The 15,617-nt window shown below is 69.4% G+C and carries 17 protein-coding genes; 2 read left to right on the top strand and 15 right to left on the bottom strand.

Annotation, left to right across the window (positions count from 1 at the left end; genetic code table 11):
• Window positions 1-8: 8 nt before the first annotated feature.
• From ACLQ2Q_RS02490 to thyX, 15 genes are all read right to left on the bottom strand, one after another.
• Complete coding sequence (locus ACLQ2Q_RS02490; RefSeq protein ID WP_425817599.1) at window positions 9-428, bottom strand: GNAT family acetyltransferase; 420 nt, start codon at window positions 426-428, stop codon at window positions 9-11.
• On the bottom strand, window positions 425-1,369 hold the full coding sequence (gene miaA / locus ACLQ2Q_RS02485) for a tRNA (adenosine(37)-N6)-dimethylallyltransferase MiaA (RefSeq protein ID WP_425817597.1): 945 nt from the start codon (window positions 1,367-1,369) through the stop codon (window positions 425-427). The genes ACLQ2Q_RS02490 and miaA overlap by 4 nt, the downstream gene beginning before the upstream one ends.
• Window positions 1,366-2,946, bottom strand: coding sequence for a tRNA (N6-isopentenyl adenosine(37)-C2)-methylthiotransferase MiaB (gene miaB / locus ACLQ2Q_RS02480; protein ID WP_425817595.1), 1,581 nt, complete (start codon window positions 2,944-2,946; stop codon window positions 1,366-1,368). Before miaB ends, miaA begins: the two co-directional genes overlap by 4 nt.
• A gap of 45 nt (window positions 2,947-2,991) precedes the next feature.
• Window positions 2,992-3,762, bottom strand: coding sequence for a regulatory protein RecX (locus tag ACLQ2Q_RS02475; protein WP_425817593.1), 771 nt, complete (start codon window positions 3,760-3,762; stop codon window positions 2,992-2,994).
• Window positions 3,762-4,826 carry a recombinase RecA gene (gene recA / locus ACLQ2Q_RS02470; RefSeq protein WP_425817591.1) on the bottom strand — a complete coding sequence of 355 codons (1,065 nt, stop codon included), beginning with the start codon at window positions 4,824-4,826 and terminating at the stop codon, window positions 3,762-3,764. Before recA ends, ACLQ2Q_RS02475 begins: the two co-directional genes overlap by 1 nt.
• A 243-nt stretch (window positions 4,827-5,069) precedes the next feature.
• Window positions 5,070-5,294 (bottom strand): DUF3046 domain-containing protein, encoded by a 225-nt coding sequence (locus tag ACLQ2Q_RS02465; protein WP_425817589.1) that lies wholly within the window; start codon window positions 5,292-5,294, stop codon window positions 5,070-5,072.
• Between the two features lie 21 nt (window positions 5,295-5,315).
• Complete coding sequence (locus ACLQ2Q_RS02460) at window positions 5,316-5,624, bottom strand: helix-turn-helix domain-containing protein (RefSeq protein WP_425817587.1); 309 nt, start codon at window positions 5,622-5,624, stop codon at window positions 5,316-5,318.
• A 157-nt stretch (window positions 5,625-5,781) separates the two neighbouring features.
• Window positions 5,782-6,282, bottom strand: coding sequence for a CinA family protein (locus tag ACLQ2Q_RS02455; protein WP_425817585.1), 501 nt, complete (start codon window positions 6,280-6,282; stop codon window positions 5,782-5,784).
• Window positions 6,279-6,851, bottom strand: coding sequence for a CDP-diacylglycerol--glycerol-3-phosphate 3-phosphatidyltransferase (gene pgsA / locus ACLQ2Q_RS02450; protein ID WP_425817583.1), 573 nt, complete (start codon window positions 6,849-6,851; stop codon window positions 6,279-6,281). Before pgsA ends, ACLQ2Q_RS02455 begins: the two co-directional genes overlap by 4 nt.
• Complete coding sequence (locus ACLQ2Q_RS02445) at window positions 6,851-9,553, bottom strand: DNA translocase FtsK 4TM domain-containing protein (RefSeq protein ID WP_425817581.1); 2,703 nt, start codon at window positions 9,551-9,553, stop codon at window positions 6,851-6,853. Before ACLQ2Q_RS02445 ends, pgsA begins: the two co-directional genes overlap by 1 nt.
• Before the next feature lie 81 nt (window positions 9,554-9,634).
• A complete protein-coding gene (locus ACLQ2Q_RS02440; RefSeq protein ID WP_425817579.1) occupies window positions 9,635-10,126 on the bottom strand; it encodes a GNAT family N-acetyltransferase in 492 nt (163 codons plus the stop codon).
• A gap of 23 nt (window positions 10,127-10,149) precedes the next feature.
• The gene (locus tag ACLQ2Q_RS02435; RefSeq protein ID WP_425817577.1) at window positions 10,150-11,826 is read right to left on the bottom strand and encodes a ribonuclease J; all 1,677 of its coding nucleotides are present in this window, start codon (window positions 11,824-11,826) and stop codon (window positions 10,150-10,152) included.
• A gap of 31 nt (window positions 11,827-11,857) precedes the next feature.
• Window positions 11,858-12,835, bottom strand: a complete 978-nt coding sequence (gene dapA / locus ACLQ2Q_RS02430) for a 4-hydroxy-tetrahydrodipicolinate synthase (protein WP_425817575.1) — start codon at window positions 12,833-12,835, stop codon at window positions 11,858-11,860.
• A 58-nt stretch (window positions 12,836-12,893) separates the two neighbouring features.
• Window positions 12,894-13,691: an SDR family NAD(P)-dependent oxidoreductase gene (locus ACLQ2Q_RS02425; protein WP_425817573.1), complete on the bottom strand. Its 798-nt coding sequence runs from the start codon at window positions 13,689-13,691 to the stop codon at window positions 12,894-12,896.
• A 43-nt stretch (window positions 13,692-13,734) separates the two neighbouring features.
• Complete coding sequence (gene thyX / locus ACLQ2Q_RS02420; protein ID WP_425817571.1) at window positions 13,735-14,490, bottom strand: FAD-dependent thymidylate synthase; 756 nt, start codon at window positions 14,488-14,490, stop codon at window positions 13,735-13,737.
• Between the two features lie 106 nt (window positions 14,491-14,596).
• On the opposite strand from thyX, the gene ACLQ2Q_RS02415 reads away from it, so the two are divergent.
• Together ACLQ2Q_RS02415 and ACLQ2Q_RS02410 are read left to right on the top strand one after the other, a co-directional pair.
• Window positions 14,597-15,040 (top strand): TlpA family protein disulfide reductase, encoded by a 444-nt coding sequence (locus ACLQ2Q_RS02415; protein WP_425817569.1) that lies wholly within the window; start codon window positions 14,597-14,599, stop codon window positions 15,038-15,040.
• Window positions 15,033-15,545, top strand: coding sequence for a DUF4395 domain-containing protein (locus ACLQ2Q_RS02410; RefSeq protein ID WP_425817567.1), 513 nt, complete (start codon window positions 15,033-15,035; stop codon window positions 15,543-15,545). The genes ACLQ2Q_RS02415 and ACLQ2Q_RS02410 overlap by 8 nt, the downstream gene beginning before the upstream one ends.
• Window positions 15,546-15,617: the final 72 nt, after the last annotated feature.

Raw genomic sequence — 15,617 nt, 5'->3', positions numbered from 1 at the left:
GGCGGGGATCAGTCGGCGATCAAGCGCTTCCCGGTCGTCGTCGTCGGGAACCGCTCGTAGCCGAGCGCGTCGTAGAAGCCGAGGACGTCCTCGTTCTCCGGGCGCACCATGAGCTGGACCTTGGGGCAGCCGAGGTCCAGCAGCGCGTCCTCCGCCGCGGTGACGAGAGCCCGGGCGATGCCCTGCCCGCGGTGACGCGGCGATGTTGCGAGGTAGTAGAGCCACCCGCGATGGCCGTCGTAGCCCGCCATCACCGTTCCGACGACGTCATGACCGTCCACCGCGACGAAGAACAGCTCTGGCTGCACCGAGAGCTTGCGCTGGATGTCGAGGTGCGGGTTGTTCCACGATCTGGTGAGGCCGGTCTGCTGCCAGAGCGAGATGACGGACTCGGTGTCTCGGAGCGTGAACGCTCGGATGCTGGTCATCCACCCAGTATCCGTGCCACCGCCCCCGAATCGCCCGCATCGAACCACCGCGCGTCGGGGTAACGGTTGAACCACGACACCTGACGGCGCGCATAGCGCCGGGTGAGCGCCTGCGTCTCGGCGATCGCGTCGGCCTGCGTGCTGTCGCCGCGAAGCTGGGCGAGGGCCTGTGCATACCCGATCGCGCGGCGGGCCGTGATGCCGTTCTCGAGGCCGTCGGCTCTCAGCCTCTGCACTTCTTCGAGCAGACCCGCTGCCCACATGCGCTCGACGCGCGCGTCGAGCCGGCCGATCAGCTCGTCCCGGGGGCTTCGGAGGCCGATGATCGTGGAGGGTCGCCACAGCACCGGCTCGTCGGGAAGGGCGGCGCCGTGCGTCGCCTCACCCTGCGCGATCACCTCCAGGGCACGGACGATCCGCCGGCCGTTCCGAGGGTCGACGCGAGCGGCGGTCGCGGGGTCCGCCACGCGCAGCCGTTCGAACAGCGCACCCGGCCCGAGGGCTTCGAGCTCATCCTCCAGCCGGGCCCGCACCGCCTCGTCCCGCGGCGGAAAGCGGAAGTCGAACAGCACGCTCGAGACGTAGAGTCCCGACCCTCCGACCAGGATCGCGTGGGACCCACGCCCCAGAGCCGCCTCGATCGCGGCGCGAGCCCGGCTCTGGTAGCGGGCGACCGCGGCGTCCTCCGTGACATCGAGCACGTCGAGCAGGTGATGCGGGATGCCGCGGCGCTCGGCCACGGTGAGCTTGGCGGTTCCGATGTCCATGCCCCGGTACAGCTGCATCGCGTCGGCGTTGACGACCTCCGCCGGGCGCCCGGAGGCGGCGAGGGCTTCGGCGAGATCGAGGGAGAGGTCGCTCTTGCCCGTGCCCGTGGCGCCGACGACCGCGAACAGCTGCGGCCCCGCGGACCCCTGCTCGGTCCGTGCCGGCTGGTTCACTCCCCGACGGGGAGCGCGGGCGCCGCGAGAGACGTCGCGCGGAGGGTCGGCAGCCCGAGCGACACGGCGCGTGGGGTGCCGGCGTCGACGGATGCCGCCGGGATGGCGCAGGACTCGGCTTGCGATCGATCCCACGCGTCGCCCGCGCGCGTGCGGCGGATGAGAAGCGGTCCCCCCGCCGGCGCATCGGCCAGCAGGTGGAACGGGGCGGCGTGCGTGATGCGCACCGACACGACGTCCCCCGGCCGCGGTGTGTCGCTGCCGGCGGGCAGCTCGAAGTGCACCAGGCGGTTGTCTTCCGCACGGCCGGTCAGCCGGTGCGTCGCCGCATCCTTCTTGCCCTCTCCCATCGATACGAGCACCTCGACCTCGCGCCCGACCTGCGCCTGGTTCTCCTCCAGCGAGATGCGCTCCTGCAGCGCGAGCAGGCGGTTGTAGCGCTCCTGCACGAGCGCCTTGGGGACCTGGTCGGGCATCGTCGCGGCAGGGGTACCCTCGCGGATCGAGTACTGGAAGGTGAAGGCGCTCGTGAACCGCGCCTGCTCGACCACTCGCAGGGTGTCTTCGAAGTCTTCGTCGGTCTCGCCCGGGAAGCCGACGATGATGTCGGTCGTGATGGCGGCGTACGGCATGCGCTCGCGCACGCGGTCGAGGATGCCGAGGAACCGCTCGCTGCGGTACGACCGGCGCATCGCGCGCAGGATGCGGTCGCTTCCCGACTGCAGGGGCATGTGCAGCTGCGGCATCACCGAGGGGGTCTCGGCCATGGCGTCGATCACATCGTCGGTGAACGCGGCGGGGTGGGGGCTCGTGAAGCGGATCCGCTCGAGCCCGTCGATCTCACCTGCCGCGCGCAGCAGCTTGCCGAAGGCGAGCCGGTCGCCGAACTCGACCCCGTAGGAGTTCACGTTCTGGCCGAGGAGCGTGACCTCGATCGCGCCGTCCTCGACGAGCAGCCGGATCTCGTTGAGGATGTCGCCGGGCCGGCGGTCCTTCTCCTTGCCGCGCAGACTCGGCACGATGCAGAACGTGCACGTGTTGTTGCAGCCGACCGAGATGGAGACCCAGCCGCTGTAGATGGAGTCGCGCTTGGTCGGAAGCGTGGACGGGAAGACCTCCAGCGACTCCAGGATCTCGAGCTCCGCCTCGCCGTTGTGCCGGGCGCGCTCGAGCAGGCTCGGCAGCGAGCCCATGTTATGGGTGCCGAAGACGACGTCCACCCAGGGGGCCTTGTCGAGCACCGTCTGCTTGTCCATCTGGGCGAGGCAGCCGCCGACCGCGATCTGCATGCCGTCTCTGCGGCGCTTGATGGACGCCAGGTGCCCCAGGGTTCCATACAGCTTGCCGGCCGCGTTGTCACGGACGGCGCACGTGTTGATGATGACGACGTCGGCCTCTTCCCCGGCCGCGGCACGCACGTAGCCCGCGCTCTCCAGCGACCCGGAGAGCCGTTCCGAGTCGTGCACGTTCATCTGGCATCCGAACGTGCGCACTTCGTAGGAGCGCGCCTTGCCGGCCGCATCGTGAGCGGCGGGCGATGGTGCGATGAGCGTGGGGGTGCCATCCAGCAGAGTCATGATTCCCCGATTCTACGGCTCGATGCCCGATGACCGGCTGGGCGGTCAGCGGAAGCGGACCCCGGATGCGCCCGAGGAACCGCGCGCCTCCGCCAGTGCCGCGCGAGCCGCCTGCCCCGCGGCGGAGCCGCCGAATCCGCGACGGGCGAGCATGCCCATCAGGCGCCGCGTGGCGGTGGCATCGTCATATCGGGTCAGCGCCCTGGCCTTGACGCGGGCGAACTCGAGCGCACGTTCCGCGTCGTCATCCGGCAGCTCTGCGATCACGGCGTCGATCACCTCGCGGCTGACGAGTCGCTTGACGAGCAGCTGGCGGACGGCGCGGGTTCCCATGTCCTTGCGAGTGGTGGCCGCATAGACGAGCTGCTCCGCGAGCACGGCGTCATCGAGCCAGCCGCGCTCCACGAAGCCCTGAACCACACCGGCCGCTTCGGCATCGGTGAGGCCGTCCGCGCGAAGCCGGGCGTTGGCCTCGGCCACCGAGAGGCCTCGCCGCCCCAGGTCGCGGGTCAGGCCGTCGGCGGCCGATGCGGCGATCGATTCCCGGTCGGGGACCTGCGGCTCGCCGGAGACGTCGTCCCCTGAGAGGACGTCGCCGGCGAATGCCGCGGACGTGTCCCCAGATGCGTCGTCCTCTGCCCAGTAGTCCTCGGTGAAGGCGACCGGGCGTCGCGTCCCGTCCGGCAGCGACGCCGCACGCCGCGGCGCTTCACGCTGTTGCAGCGCTGGCTCCGACTCGACAGGCGGTACAACACCGGGGAGGAAGGTGATGGGGGCGAGCTTCTCGCCCCCATCACCATGGCCGTGTGAGGTCATCAGGCCGGACGACGCTTGGCCAGTTCGTCGGCCGCATTCGGCGGCTCGGCCGCCGTCTCGGCCTTCGGGACGCCGATGCCGAGCTTCGTCTTGATCTTCGTCTCGATCTCCGTCGCGATGTCGGGGTTCTTCAGGAGGAAGTTGCGGGCGTTCTCCTTGCCCTGACCCAGCTGCTCGCCCTCATACGTGTACCAGGCGCCGGACTTCTTGACGATCGCGTGCTCGACGCCGAAGTCGATCAGGCTGCCCTCGCGGGAGATGCCCGTGCCGTAGAGGATGTCGAACTCGGCCTGCTTGAAGGGCGGCGCCATCTTGTTCTTGACGACCTTGACGCGGGTGCGGTTGCCCACGGCATCCGTCCCGTCCTTCAGCGTCTCGATGCGGCGGATGTCGAGACGGACCGACGCGTAGAACTTCAGCGCCTTTCCACCGGCGGTGGTCTCGGGCGAGCCGAAGAACACGCCGATCTTCTCGCGCAGCTGATTGATGAAGATCATCGTGGTGTTGGTGGTGTTGAGCCCACCCGTGAGCTTGCGGAGCGCCTGCGACATGAGCCGCGCCTGAAGGCCGACGTGGGAATCGCCCATCTCGCCTTCGATCTCGGCACGAGGCACGAGGGCTGCGACGGAGTCGATGACGATGAGGTCGATCGAGCCCGAGCGGATGAGCATGTCGGCGATCTCGAGCGCCTGCTCCCCCGTGTCGGGCTGGGAGACGAGCAGCTGGTCGATGTCGACACCGAGCTTCTGCGCGTACTCGGGGTCGAGGGCGTGCTCCGCGTCGATGAACGCGGCGATGCCGCCCTGCTTCTGCACGTTCGCGATGGCGTGCAGCGTGAGCGTGGTCTTTCCCGATGACTCCGGTCCGTAGATCTCCACGATGCGTCCGCGGGGCAGCCCACCGACGCCGAGGGCGACATCGAGGGCGATCGAGCCCGTCGGGATCACTTCGACCGGCGCGCGCTCGTCGCTGCCCAGCCGCATGACCGAGCCCTTTCCGAACTGCCGGTCGATCTGGGCGAGGGCCGATTCGAGGGCCTTCTCGCGGTTCTCTGCTGAGGGCATGACGTGCTCCTATGCTCGCGTTCCGTCGCCTGTAGGCTGTCGCGCCTCGCACCGAGGGTGGCACGGGATCTGCGACAAGGCGTAGTGGTGTGTTGTGCCGATCTGCACGCTACGAGGAACCTCCGACGTTGGAGCCGGAATGGACGACGCTGTGGGCAGAAAGGCGCTCGACACCACCTGTGCAGGAGACTACGGGAGATCGAACAGATCTTCGAGGACCGGCCCGGCGTGTCGACCGCGATCTCAGCGTCGGCGGGGCTCGAGCCGACCTACTCCGTGACGGCGCTCCATCGGCACGTCGGTCTCGGCGCACAGCGCCAGCCAGACGTCCTTGGGGGGCACACCCGCATCGATCGCGGCGGCCGCGGTGCGGTCGCCGACGGCCGGCAGCACGAGGTCGCTCAGCAGGGCGGGCCCGCGTGCGCCGAACTCATCCTGAACGGCGCGCAGGAACTCACTGCGCCGCATGCACTGCCTCCGGGCCCGGAATCAGCGGAACGACAGCTCGGCGTCGACCGACGCCACGAGGTCGTCCGGTACGACATCCGGGAAGGGATGGATGCCTTCGAGGACCGAGATCCGGTCGCCGACCTCGCGCATGATGGTCGAGATCGGGACATCGAGTGCATCCGCCACCGAGGCGAGGATCTCGCTCGACGCCTCTTTCTGACCCCGCTCGACCTCGCTGAGGTAACCGAGGGCGACGCTGGCGCGACTCGCCACCTGCCGAAGCGTCTGGCCTTTTTGAAGGCGGAAGTCCCGCAGGACGTCGCCGATTTCTTGACGTACCAGAATCATGATGGACCCCCTCCTTCGCTGCTGGATCTGCGTGCCGGGTGGATAACAGTACAACACCCGCTGATTCCAATCTAATCCCCTGGGCTGGGGAAGGGTTGAGAATCACCGAATGTAACCGAGGCGAAACACTCCGTATTCCAGCCGTCGCGCGACGCCCTCACGTCGCCTCGATCGCCAGGCGAATCGCGCGGCGGGCGGCCTCCTGCCGGATGGCGTCCCGTGTGCCATCCAAGTGCAGCGATTCCACGCGTGTCCCTCGAGGTGTGGCGATGCCGACGAAGACCGTGCCCACCCTCTGCCCGTCCGGCGAATCGGGCCCGGCGATCCCGGTCGTCGAAACCCCGACATCCGCCGCCTTCCCGTCGACGGCGAGCGCGTCGCGGACGCCCTCGGCCATCTGCCGCGCCACCTCGGGATGCACGGCGCCCTGCGCTTCGAGCAGGCCGGCATCGACGCCCAGCAGCGACGCCTTGACCGGCGTCGCGTACGCGACGATCCCGCCACGCACGCTCGCTGAGGCCCCGGGCACGGCGACGAGCGCCTCCACGACGAGCCCGCCGGTCAGGGACTCGGCCACGCCGATCGACCAGCCTCGCTCGCGGAGTGCCCGCAGCAGCCGCTCGGCGTCGGACGGAGACGCGGGGTGCGCCCCGCTCACGCGGGATCCCGCTGCCTGCGGGCGCCTCGTACCTCCGTGACGACGTAGTCGATGCCGCTCGCGACGGTGAGCAGCACGGCGATCCACATCGTGACCGTGTTGACCCAGAAGATCCACTCCCCCACGAGGGTCCACAGGGGCAGGAGCGCGAGGGAGAGCGCGACCGCCTGCGCCAGCGTCTTGAGCTTGCCCATCCAGGCGGCCGCGACGACGTGGTCGCTCGCGACGACGAGGCGATGCACCGTGATGCCCACCTCCCGCACGAGCACCACGATCGTGACCCACCACGGCAGTTCGCCGAGGATCGACAGCCCGACGAATGCGAACCCCGTCAGCACTTTGTCGGCGATCGGGTCGAGGAGCTTTCCGAGGTCCGTGACGATGTCGTACCGGCGCGCGATCCAGCCGTCGATCCCGTCGCTGGCGATCGCGACGATGAAGAGGGCCGCCGCCCACCAGCGGAGCGGTCCGTCGGCACCCCCGTCGGCGATCAGCATCCAGAGGAAGATCGGCGCACAGAGGATGCGCACCAGCGTGATCGTGTTCGGGAGCTGCCGGGGCACGGCCATCAGTCGCGACCCGTCAGGCCCCACGCGTCTTCGTCGCCATCCTCCTCGACGACGGGCATCCCTTCGTACTGGGCCTCGATCGGGTCCGCCGCGCCCGCGGACATGCCCAGCGAGCGGCCGCCGGAGGCCGGCGCGTCCTCACCCCGCATCTGTGCGAGCACGCCGGGCAGCTGCTCGGCGGTGACGAGCACATCGCGGGCCTTGGACCCCTCCGAGGGTCCGACGATCTCGCGGGACTCCAGAAGGTCCATCAACCGGCCCGCCTTGGCGAAGCCGACGCGCAGCTTGCGCTGCAGCATGGATGTCGAGCCGAACTGCGTGGACACCACGAGCTCCGCCGCGGCCAGCAGAAGCTCGAGGTCGTCTCCGATGTCGGCGTCGATCTCCTTCTTCTCGGCCGCCACGGCGACCTCGCGGTACTCCGGCCGGGCCTGCTGCGTCACATGCTTGACGACCTTCTCGATCTCGGCCTCGCTGACCCACGCGCCCTGCACGCGGATGGACTTCGAGGCGCCCATCGGCAGGAAGAGCGCGTCGCCCTGGCCGATCAGGCGGTCGGCCCCCGGCTGGTCGAGGATGACCCGGGAGTCGGTCACGCTGGTCACCGCGAAGGCAAGCCGGGAAGGGACGTTGGCCTTGATGAGGCCGGTGACCACATCCACCGAGGGTCGCTGGGTGGCGAGCACCAGGTGGATGCCGCTTGCCCGGGCGAGCTGCGTGATGCGTACGATCGAATCCTCGACGTCGCGGGGGGCGACCATCATGAGATCCGCGAGCTCGTCGACCACGACCAGCAGGTAGGGATAGGGCTTCAGCACGCGCTCACTGCCCGGCGGCACATCGATCTCGCCCGCGACGACGGCCTTGTTGAAGTCGTCGATGTGACGGAAGCCGAACGACGCGAGGTCGTCGTACCGCATGTCCATCTCCTTCACGACCCACTGCAGCGCCTCGGCCGCCTTCTTCGGGTTCGTGATGATCGGGGTGATGAGGTGCGGCACGCCCGCGTAGGAGGTCAGCTCGACGCGCTTGGGGTCGATCAGCACCATCCGCACGTCGGAGGGCTTGGCCCGCATCAGCAGGCTCGTGATCATCGAGTTGACGAAGCTCGACTTGCCGGAGCCGGTCGAACCGGCCACGAGGAGGTGGGGCATCTTCGCGAGGTTCGCGATGACGTAGCCGCCGCCGACGTCCTTGCCCACGCCGATGGTCATCGGGTGCGTGCTGTTCATCGCGGTCGGCGAGCGGAGCACATCGCCGAGCGTCACGATCTCTCGGTCGGTGTTGGGGATCTCGACGCCGATCGCGCTCTTGCCGGGGATCGGGGCGAGGATGCGCACCTCGTTCGAGGCGACCGCGTACGCGATGTTGTTGGTCAGCGCCGTGATGCGCTCCACCTTCACGCCGTGCCCCACCTCGACCTCGTACTGCGTGACGGTGGGACCGCGCGAGAAGCCCGTGACACGGGCATCCACCTGGAACTGCTGCAGCACGCTCGTGATGGCGGCCACGATCGCGTCGTTCGCCGCGGAGCGCTCCTTGTGCGGCGTGCCGGCGGCGAGCGTCGCGGTGGAGGGCAGCTTGTACGGCGGCGCGGGAGGGCGGGGGCCGCCCGCACCGGGCCCGTCGGTGCCGAAGCCGGAGAGTCCGGGGAGGGCGTCGTCGTCGTCCTCGCCGTCGTCGAGGATCGATGTCGCGCCGCCCTTGCCGAGCGATCCGGCGACGGCCTGCACGTTGCCGAGCACCTCGGTCGCCGCATCGAAGATCACGGGCGACGGCGACGGGGGCACCGCCGGGGCGATGGCCTGCTCGAAGCCGCCCTGCGCCTGTCCAGGGGTGAGCAGCTCGGTCAGATCCTGCGATCCGATGCCCGAGTCCGGGTCCTCCTCGCGGCCGGTCTTGTTGCGGCGCCACCATGGAATCGAAGGATCCGGCATCGAAGGGTCGGCGTCGGATGCCGGCACGGCCGTGACGACGCCGGGCTGCGGCTCCGGCTTGCGCTCGGCGTCGAACATCCAGAAGTAGAGGTCACCGAGCCGCTTGCCGATGCGGTTGGGCGGGGTCTTCGTGAGAATGAGGATGCTGAGCACGGCGAGCAGCGACAGCACGATGTATGCGCCGACATCCGTCAGCAGCATCGCAAGAGGTTCGCCGACCATCCAGCCGAAGAGCCCGCCGGCCTCGCTGAGCGCGGGAAGCCCCTCGCGTGGGACGGGCCGTCCGCCCGCGACGTGGCAGAAGCCGGCGACGGTGAGAGTGAAGAGGCCGAAGCCGATGCCGATGCGGCCGTTGTCGTGCACCGATGACGGATGCCGGAAGAGCCAGCCCGCAAGCAGCAGAAGCAGCACGGGGAACACGAAGGCCACGCGGCCGATCAGTCCGCCGACGGTGTAGGCGCTGATGTTCTCGGCGACCTCGTTGCCGATGAAGAACCACTCGACGACGGTTCCCGCGATGGCGAGGAGGACGAGGAGGAACGGCAGGCCGTCGCGGCGCTGCTCCTTCTCGAGCGTCTCGGGACCGAACGCCCGGAACAGGCCGCCGGTGCCGTGCGCCAGGCCCATCCATGCGCGTGCCGGAACGGGCGGCTTGTCCTCCTCGCCGACGTACCGTTTCGGCGCGGGGGCCGGCTTGCGGGCGCGCGAAGATGACGCGTTCGCGGGCGCGCGACCATTCTTGGTCGGGCTTGAGCTCCTGGCCATTCCTCCACGGTAGGCGGAAGCGCCCCCGAATCACCGGAACGACGCGGGAGCGTTATCTCCGCCCCGCGCCCGCGCGCTCGCTCAGCGCAGCAGCTTCACCATCGTGTCGCGGCCGACGCCGCGCTGCGTCACGGCGAAGCCCTCCGAGCGGTACAGCGTCGTGGCGAAGTTGGCCCGCTCGACGCTCAGGCTGATGCGCGCGTAGCCGTCCGCGCGCGCCTGCTCCGTCAGCGCCTGCAGAAGGGCCCGACCGACGCCGTGGGCGCGCCAGATGGGGCGAACCCCGATGATGAGCTCGGGCACGCCCGTTCCGACGTAGCCGAATCCGGGGTCGCTGCGGGGCATGAGGCGATACCAGGCGGCCCCGATGGGATCGCCGCCCGCGTCGACGGCGATGAAACCGGCGTCGGCAGGGCGCTTCCAGCCCGTCAGGTACCGGGTGTGCTCGGCGTCGGAGAGCAGCTGCACCTTCGGACGCGCCGCCTCCGGCCGCCAGTTGGCGGCCTCGACGACCATGTCGCCGAGGAAGGCGCCGTCGGACTGACCGGCGGGGCGTACGCGGAAGGTGGCCATGCGGGGATAGTACCCGCGCCGTGTTACGCCTCGATCACGAGGGGGATGATCATGGGCTTGCGGCGGAGCGAAGTGTTCACCCACCGGCCGATGGTCCGGCGGACGATCTGCGAGAGGGCGTGGTTGTCGCGGACCCCGGACTGCGCGGCGTCGGCGAGTGCCGCCGCGATCTTCGGCTTGACCCCCTCGAACACGGCGTCGTCCTCCGCGAACCCCCGGGCGTGGATCTCGGGGCCCGAGATGACCCTGCCGGTCGCGGCATCCACCACGACGATCACGGAGATGAAGCCCTCTTCGCCGAGGATCCGGCGATCCTTCAGGTCGGCATCCGTGATCTCGCCCACGGTCGAGCCGTCGACGTACACGAATCCGAGGTCGAGCTGCCCCACGACCGAGGCGACGCCGTCGCGCAGGTCGATCACCGTGCCGTTCTCGCCGACGATCGTGCGCTCGGGCGCGATGCCGGTGTCCTGCGCGAGCTTCGCGTTGGCGATCAGGTGCCTGTACTCGCCGTGCACGGGAAGCACGTTCTTCGGCTGCAGGATGTTGTAGCAGTAGAGCAGCTCGCCCGCGGCCGCGTGGCCGGAGACGTGCACCTTGGCGTTGCCCTTGTGGACCACGTTCGCACCCAGTTTGGTGAGCCCGTCGATCACGCGGTAGACCGCGTTCTCGTTGCCCGGGATGAGGCTCGAGGCCAGGATCACCGTGTCGCCCGGACCCGGTTCGATCTCGTGGTCGTTGTTGGCCATGCGGCTGAGCACGGCCATGGGCTCGCCCTGCGAGCCCGTCGACATGTAGACGATCTTGTCGTCCGGCAGGTCGCGCGCCTTCTTGTAGTCGATGAGGACGCCCTCGGGAACGTTGAGGTAGCCCAGCTCATCGGCGATCGTCATGTTGCGGACCATGCTCCGACCGAGGAGCGCGACACGGCGACCGTGCGCCGCCGCGGCATCCAGCACCTGCTGCACGCGGTGCACGTGGCTCGCGAAGCTCGCCACGATCACGCGCCGGGGCGCCTTGCCGATCACCTGATCGAGCACGGGGCCGATGCTGCGCTCCAGCGCCGTGAAACCCGGGACGTCCGCGTTCGTCGAATCGACGAGGAACAGGTCGACGCCCTGCTCCCCCAGCCGGGCGAACGCGCGGAGGTCGGTGAGGCGCCCGTCCAGCGGCAGCTGATCCATCTTGAAATCGCCTGTGGCGAGGGCGAGGCCGGCGGGGGTCCGGATGGCGACGGCCAGGGCGTCGGGGATCGAGTGATTGACCGCGATGAACTCGAGGTCGAAGGGTCCGATCCGCTCGTGCTGACCCTCGCTGACAGTCAGCGTGTACGACTTGATCCGGTGCTCCTTGAGCTTCGCCTCGATGAGGGCGAGCGTGAGGCCGGAGCCGATCAGGGGGATGTCGGACTTGAGCTTCAGCAGGTAGGGAACCGCGCCGATGTGGTCTTCGTGGCCGTGTGTGAGCACCACGCCGACGATGTCGTCGAGTCGGTGCTTGATCGGCTCGAAGTCGGGCAGGATCAGGTCGACCCCCGGCTGGTGCTCCTCGGGGAACAGCACCCCGCAGTCGACGATGAGGATCTTGCCCTCGTACTCGAAGGTGGTCATGTTGCGACCGATCTCGCCGAGCCCGCCGAGCGGGGTGACCCGCAGGGTCTGTGGCGCGAGCGCGGGCGGATCGTAGACGTTCGTGGGCATTCAGTGCCTCCTCGGGATGGCGCGCATCCCCTCAGCGAGTGGTTCCGTGCACCTTCGGCAGCGCGCCGCCGGCGGCGGCGTTGCGGTCGGGGCGGAAGTTGGAGAAATCGGCGCCCGGGACGTCCTTCACGAGGGCGAGCTCGTCTTCGATCATGGCGGCCTCCCACTCTTCGGGGCCGACGAGCGGAAGGCGGACACGCGGGCTGCCGATGCGACCCAGGCCGTGCAGGATGTACTTCGCCGCGACCGTGCCCGGCACGTGCGTCATCGTCGCGCGCACCAGCGGTTCGAGACTCTTGTGAGCCGCGGTGGCGGCGGCGAGGTCGCCCCGGTTCACCGCGTCGACGATCGTGCGGTACGGGGCCGACGCGATGTTGGCCGTGACGCCGATCAGACCGGCGGCCCCGATGCTCAGGTGCGGCAGCACGTTGGCGTCGTCGCCGGAGAAGTACATCAGGTCGGTCTGGTTCAGCACACGGCTGACCTCGCTGAAGTCGCCCTTCGCGTCCTTGATCGCGAGCACGTTCGGGTGCTTCGCGATCCGCAGGAGCGTCTCGTACTTGATCGGCACGCCCGTGCGGCCGGGGATGTCGTAGAGGATGACGGGCAGGTCGGTCGCGTCGGCGACGAGCCGGAAGTGCGTGAGGATGCCGGCCTGCGTCGGCTTGTTGTAGTACGGCGTGACGATCATGATGCCGTCGGCGCCGGCCTTCTCGCTCGCCTTGTAGAGGCCGATCGCGTGTGCGGTCTCGTTGGATCCGCCGCCCGTGATGATCTTCGCGCGGCCGGCCGAGACATCCTTGCCGACCTCGACGAGCCGGATCTTCTCCGGGTCGGTAAGCGTGCTGGTCTCGCCCGTGGTGCCCGTGACGACGATGCCGTCGGCGCCGGCGGTGATCACGTCGTCCATGTGCTTCTCGACGGCAGACCAATCGACCTCGCCGTCGGCCGTCATCGGGGTGACGAGCGCGACGAGCACCTGACCGAATGGGTTGCCGGTGTGCGTCATGCCCTCAGGCTATCGGTCGCGCGGTGGCGGGTCATCCGGGCGGAGGAGGGCAGGGCCATCAGCCGATCGCGGTGCGACCCGCACCCGCGGACGGTCTGCCGCGCTCGCCGATCCTCGCGGCGAGTCCCGGCGGTGCCACCCGCGACAGGGCGACGAGTGCCTTGTATCGGAGCGACGGGATCGACACGCCTCTGCCGCGGGCCACGTCGCGCAGTGCCTCGCCGACGACGTCCCTCACGTCGAGCCACATCCAGCCCGGGACTCCCTCGGCGCCCGGAGCCAGTCCCATCCGCTCGTGGTAGTTGGTGTGCGTGTAGCCCGGGCAGACCGCGGTGACGGTGACGCCGCGTCCCGAGTACTTCCCGTTCGCCCAACGGCTGAAGGCGATCAGCCATCCCTTGCATGCGCCGTAGGTCGCACGCGGGATGAACCCGGCCACGGAGGCGACGTTGACGATGCGTCCGCTCCCCCGCTGCAGCATCGGCCCGAGCGCGGCGTGGGTCAGCCGCATCGGCACCTCGACGTGCAGCTCCAGGTGGCGCACCTCGTCCTCGACGTCGTTGCGCTCGAACTGCAGCGGCAGCCCGAATCCGGCGTTGTTGACGAGCATGTCGATCGGCTGCTCCGGGTCGGTCAGGCGGCGGACGATGCGGTCCCGCTGTCGCGGCACGAGCAGGTCGGCGCTCAGCACCTCGACCTCGACGCCGTGCTCGTCGTGCAGGGCGATGGCGAGCGTCGACAGCGCCGCCCTGTCGCGCGCGACGAGCACCAGGTCCATGCCGCGCGCGGCAAGCTGCCGCGCGAATTCCGCTCCGATGCCGGAACTCGCGCCCGTGATCAATGCCGTTCTCACCATGCGTGTCAGCCTATGTCGGCGCCGACCCGGCGCGCCCCGCGGCCTAGGGGGCGACCCGACCGTTCGCATTGAAGGCGGCATGCGTCATCGGCATGAGCGCCGTCCACGCCGTCTCCATCTTCTCGGCGCACATCTCGATCTCGCGCTGCGGGAAGGAGGGGAAGTGAGTGCCCGCCACCCTGGTGCGCAGCGACAGGAAGTTCATGAGCGCGCGGGCATTCATCGTCACGTACATCGACGAGTAGATGTTCAGGGGAAGGACGATGCGGGCGACTTCGCGGGCCACACCGGCCTCCAGCATCCGCTGATAGGCATCGAAGGCGGCTACGGACGACGCACGGGTCACCTCGTCGACGAGGGCGCTCTGGTCGGGGGTGCCCTCGAGGAACTCGTAGGCACCTGGCTTGCCGACCTGGATGAGCCGGCGATCGGGCCCGGGAACGTAGAACACCGGCCGCAGCTCGCGGTATCGGCCGGATTCCTCGTTGTACGAGGCGATGCGGTGGCGCATGAACTCGCGGAACACGAAGATCGGCGCCTGCACGTAGAAGGTCATCGAGTTGTGCTCGAACGGGGACCCGTGTCGGTCCCGCATGAGGTAGTTGATCAGTCCGCGGTCGCGGCTGGTGGCACCGGCATCCGACTGCGCCTCGCCGAGGGTCTGCTCCCCCTGCGTCGAGACCCGCGCCGCGAAGAGGACGTCGGAATCCGACGCGCTGGAGCGGACGAGTTCGACGGTGACGTCGCTTCGGAATTCGGGAACTGCACTCTCTGCTGCCGTGGATGTCGCATCGCTCACGCGCCCCACACTACCGACGCCGCCGACACCGGGATTGTCACCGGACGCGCGTCACAGAGACCCCTTCGGCCTTCCATTCAGGCGCAAGGGGTTAGCCTGGGGTGCTGTGACCCTGATCAACGCGCTTTTCGCCCTCACCGCTCTGCTGGTGCTGACGATCGGCGTCGGCGCACTCCTCAAGTGGCGCCAGGGCCGGCCGCGGCCCTCGAGGGCGCATGAGGTCATCGAGGCCTCCCGTCTCGGGGCCCCCCCGCTCGGCGAACGCGCGACGCTGCTGCAGTTCAGCACGGAGATGTGCACCCGCTGCCCCGCGGTGCATCGCACCCTCGCCGATGTCGCCGAAAGCTTCGACGGCGTGGCCCACCTCGACATCGATCTCACCCACCGACCGGATATCGCCAAGCACTTCCACGTGCTCCAGACGCCGACGACCCTCATCCTCGATCGGAACGGCGTCGTGCAGACCCGCTTCGGGGGAGCAGCCCGGCGTGACGTCGTCGAACTCGAGGTGGCCCGGGTCGTGGGAGAACAGGAGCGTTCCCATGCCTGAGACGTCCGGTCGCATCGATCCGCGCGGTCCGCGCTTCGCGGCGTCCATCACGGCCGTCCTGCTGCTGCCGGCAGTGCTGCTGGCGCTCACGGGGATCGCCACGTCGGCCGGGATGCCGGCGGCAACGGCGGCGCAGCGAGCCGGTGATCCCGGCTTCCTGGTGCTGCTCCTCATCGCCGGACTGTTCCTGTGGGGCGTACTCTCGCCGAGTACCCACCCGTACGCCGTGCTCTTCCGCCGTGCCGTAGGCCCGCGCCTCAAACCCCCCACCGAGTGGGAGGATCCGCGTCCTCCGCGCTTCGCCCAGGGTGTCGGCCTGCTCGTGACCGGTGCCGGGCTGCTGCTGCATCTCGCGGGCGTGCCGTGGGCGCTGCCCGTGGCGGCTGCCGCGGCATTCGTCGCCGCCCTGCTCAACGCCGCCTTCGGCTACTGCCTCGGGTGCGAGCTGTACCTGCTTCTGCAGCGCGTCGGGATCATCGGCCGCCGGCGCGCCGCGTCCGCGTAGCGCCGCGGACCCGGCCGTCGCGGCGATCACCGGATCCGCACACGGCATCCGATCCGTCAAGCCATCGCCCTG

This window comes from Microbacterium sp. DT81.1, from assembly GCF_049844955.1.
In the GTDB taxonomy this organism is placed as follows: domain Bacteria; phylum Actinomycetota; class Actinomycetes; order Actinomycetales; family Microbacteriaceae; genus Microbacterium.
This window is presented reverse-complemented; position numbering and strand designations above follow the sequence as displayed.

Excerpts from the sequence above, each read along its gene's own strand:
- miaB (WP_425817595.1), bottom strand. The coding sequence starts at position 2,946 with ATGACTCTGCTGGATGGCACCCCCACGCTCATCGCACCATCGCCCGCC.
- ACLQ2Q_RS02460 (WP_425817587.1), bottom strand. The coding sequence starts at position 5,624 with ATGATTCTGGTACGTCAAGAAATCGGCGACGTCCTGCGGGACTTCCGC.
- ACLQ2Q_RS02440 (WP_425817579.1), bottom strand. The coding sequence starts at position 10,126 with ATGGCCACCTTCCGCGTACGCCCCGCCGGTCAGTCCGACGGCGCCTTC.
- ACLQ2Q_RS02425 (WP_425817573.1), bottom strand. The coding sequence starts at position 13,691 with ATGGTGAGAACGGCATTGATCACGGGCGCGAGTTCCGGCATCGGAGCG.
- ACLQ2Q_RS02410 (WP_425817567.1), top strand. The coding sequence starts at position 15,033 with ATGCCTGAGACGTCCGGTCGCATCGATCCGCGCGGTCCGCGCTTCGCG.
- recA (WP_425817591.1), bottom strand. The coding sequence starts at position 4,826 with ATGCCCTCAGCAGAGAACCGCGAGAAGGCCCTCGAATCGGCCCTCGCC.
- ACLQ2Q_RS02465 (WP_425817589.1), bottom strand. The coding sequence starts at position 5,294 with ATGCGGCGCAGTGAGTTCCTGCGCGCCGTTCAGGATGAGTTCGGCGCA.
- ACLQ2Q_RS02490 (WP_425817599.1), bottom strand. The coding sequence starts at position 428 with ATGACCAGCATCCGAGCGTTCACGCTCCGAGACACCGAGTCCGTCATC.
- ACLQ2Q_RS02445 (WP_425817581.1), bottom strand. The coding sequence starts at position 9,553 with ATGGCCAGGAGCTCAAGCCCGACCAAGAATGGTCGCGCGCCCGCGAAC.
- ACLQ2Q_RS02475 (WP_425817593.1), bottom strand. The coding sequence starts at position 3,762 with ATGACCTCACACGGCCATGGTGATGGGGGCGAGAAGCTCGCCCCCATC.
- dapA (WP_425817575.1), bottom strand. The coding sequence starts at position 12,835 with ATGACGCACACCGGCAACCCATTCGGTCAGGTGCTCGTCGCGCTCGTC.
- pgsA (WP_425817583.1), bottom strand. The coding sequence starts at position 6,851 with ATGGCCGTGCCCCGGCAGCTCCCGAACACGATCACGCTGGTGCGCATC.
- ACLQ2Q_RS02435 (WP_425817577.1), bottom strand. The coding sequence starts at position 11,826 with ATGCCCACGAACGTCTACGATCCGCCCGCGCTCGCGCCACAGACCCTG.